This is a genomic window from Mesorhizobium sp. B2-3-2, assembly GCF_006442295.1.
Classification (GTDB): domain Bacteria; phylum Pseudomonadota; class Alphaproteobacteria; order Rhizobiales; family Rhizobiaceae; genus Mesorhizobium.
In genome coordinates this window covers 1-2,820 of record NZ_VFWA01000032.1, presented here as the reverse complement: position 1 = coordinate 2,820, position 2,820 = coordinate 1, and the positions used below count along the sequence as shown (strand labels likewise).

Below are 2,820 nucleotides of genomic sequence, written 5' to 3'. Positions count from 1 at the left end.
GTTGGCATCATAGCTGAGGCTGGTCTTGAATCCGGGCAAGGGCGCGTCGCTGAGGCCGGCGAATTTGGTGCCGCCGACACCGCCGGTGGCATTGAGGATGGTGTAGTTCCTGGAAACAGAGCCGCCCGCCGGGAACGTGACATCGACGGTGCCGCCCGAAAGATCGGCGGAGCCGGTGACGTTCGCGCGGTCGGCCGCGCCGCCGGAGACCTCGACGGCGTAGACCGAGCCTGCGCCGAACGCAAGGTTCCCGATGATATTGATCGTGCCGATCGAATTGCCCGGTGAAAGCGTGCCGCCGGCCAGCGTGGCGGAGCCGACACTGCCAGTGCCGCCAAGTGTCGCGCCCGCATTCACCGTCAGGCTCGAAAAGACGATCGAGCCGTTCGCCACAAGCGTGCCGGCGTCGACGATCGTCGCGCCGGTGTAGGTGTTGTTGCCGGATAGGAAAAGCGTGCCGGTACCGGACTTGACCAGCGTGCCGGTGCCGCTGATCACGCCGCTCCAGGTCAGTGGAGCCGATGCACCGAAGAAACCGCCGCTGTTCGTGATTGTGACGGGGCGATTGACCGTCTGTGCCGAAGCAACCGAAGCTAGCCCGATCGTGCCGCTGTTCAGATTGATGGCGCTGCCCGCGGCGCCTAGGCTGGCGTCGGTAGTGAACAACAGCGCGCCGGCCGAAACGGTCGTGCCGCCCGAATAGGTATTCGTACCGGAAAGGATCAGGTCGCCGGAGCCGAACTTGACCAGCACGCCGCTTCCTCCGATGACGCCACTCAAGGTGAGGGCCTTGCCTGGGTCGACGAGCAAGACGCCGTTACCCCTCAAAAGCCCGACGGGCCGGGAACTGGTGAAGGTCTCGGAGGCGTGCAGACCGCCGCCGTCGAGCAGGTGGAGATGGGCATCTGCCTTGCCGAGTTTGGCGTCGGAGGCGACAAGCAGGGTTCCGCCTTCCACCCGCGTGCCGCCCGCATAGGTGTTCTCGCCAGTGAGCGCGACCTCGCCGTTGGCTCGTTTCCAGAGATTGCCGGTGCCGGACACGATGCCAGCATAGGTGCCGCTGCCCGCCTGATCGAAGAAGATGGAGGCATTATTGTTGATGGTGATATTGCGCTGCAGGCTCGACGTGTTGCCCTGCAGGATGCCGGCATTGACGATGGTGCCGCCGCTATAGGCATTGGCGCCGGTGAGGACGGTCACCCCGTCGCCATTCTTGACCAGAGACCAGCTGCCACTGTCGGTGCCGGTGCCGCCAGCTCCGGTCTGGTCGATGATGATGTCGCTTATGGTCTGCGTCTGTCCGGCGCCAGGGGCGACGCTGAACGACCCGTTGCCGTCAAGGAAGATGCCCGAACCGGTACCCTGGCCGGGATTGCCACCACACACTGGAGATACTGGAAGGCCTTTGCATCCGTTTTCCACTCCACCGTCACCGCCAGCGACGGCATTTCCGGAAATGTTGAGAGCGCCGGCCAGGGTCAGGCTGCCGCCCTCCTGAACGAAGATCGCACCGCCGAGACCGGCGCCGCCGCCGCCGCCAGCACTGGGGTCCTTGCCGTTGCTATTGCCGCCGCCGAAGCCACCGAGCACGACCACTGAGTTGAAGATATCGCCGTTGCCGCCGGCTCCGCCGCCAAAACCGCCGGAGCCACCTCCATTGGGGCCGCCACCACCGCCACCGCCGAAGCCACCGGGGTGGCCCTGCTGCTCGAAGGCGTGGGCACCGTCGCCGCCGCCGCCTGTACCGCCGCCACCATTGACGACAGGGCCGGCGTCGCCGCCGTTAGCACCGGTGGGCCAATAGCCACCACCGCCGCCACTGGTCCAACCGCCGGTATCTGGCCTGAGCGCGCCGCCGTTGCCGCCGTGCGCCTGGTTGGCCTGCAGGTTGACGTTTCTCACCGTCACGTTGGCGCCGCTGGCGACGAACAGCGCGCCGCCCAGTCCAGCGCCGCCACCGCCGCCGCCGCCTCCAATATACAGCTCGCCGCCATACCTTGCGTCGCCTCCTCTGCCGCCCTGGGCCTTGGCGTTGGCAATGGTGAGATCGTTGACGACTACTGTGCCGGACTGGACGAACAGGCCGCGATACTGGTTATTGCCGGACAGCGTGAAGTTGCCACCGTCGATGGTCACGTCTTTCTGCATGGTGGGCAAGTTTGCGCTCAGGGTGACGTTCGCGGTGAAGGTGATGGTGTCGTTTTTCTGGGCGTTACTGATGGCGTCCCTGAGCGTCGCCTCGTCTTTGACAATCCAGTCAGTCTCGACAGCACTTGCCGGAAGCGCGGCCGACAACATGCCGGCTACCAGGAGGATGGCCAGCGCCAGGCGCGAGCCGGACTTTGACAGACAAGTCTCTCTGCGCAGAGCCGTCGTCGGATGAGCCCGCATCGGTGCATCGACTGTTCCACCCACCTGCTTTGCTTCCCGAAAGCCCCCGAACTTGTGGATCTTGAGTTCGATTGCTGACAAAGGAAATTTCAGGAGAAGGCGGGCAACAATCGCGGCTCTCGCCCAAAAGCCCGATTTCGTACGTTTGCCTGAAACGGCCGGCATGATGAAACCGATTGACGCGAAGATGAACTTGATCGTTTTCCAGCCCTCAAACATCGTATCGTTACCTTTCTCACCATCGCGTTGGTCGCCAAGATGCGCATAGCCTCACCAGGTGATGCCGAGCTTTAGCTTGCCGGAATAGCTCTTCACGTTGCCGGAGAACTCGCCCTGGAAGGTGGCCGCGGCGAAGACGCCGGAGGGAGAGGTGTACTGGGCGCCGGCGTCGACGAGCAGGGCGTTGCGGTCGGGTTTGGCGCCGTCGAT

General features: G+C 64.4%; 1 protein-coding gene. It reads right to left on the bottom strand.

Going from position 1 to position 2,820, the window contains the following annotated elements:
* Positions 1 to 2,415, bottom strand: a 2,415-nt coding sequence (locus FJ964_RS31745; protein WP_181172673.1) for an autotransporter-associated beta strand repeat-containing protein, incomplete at its 3' end; no start/stop codon positions are given.
* Between the last annotated feature and the right edge of the window lie 405 nt (positions 2,416 to 2,820).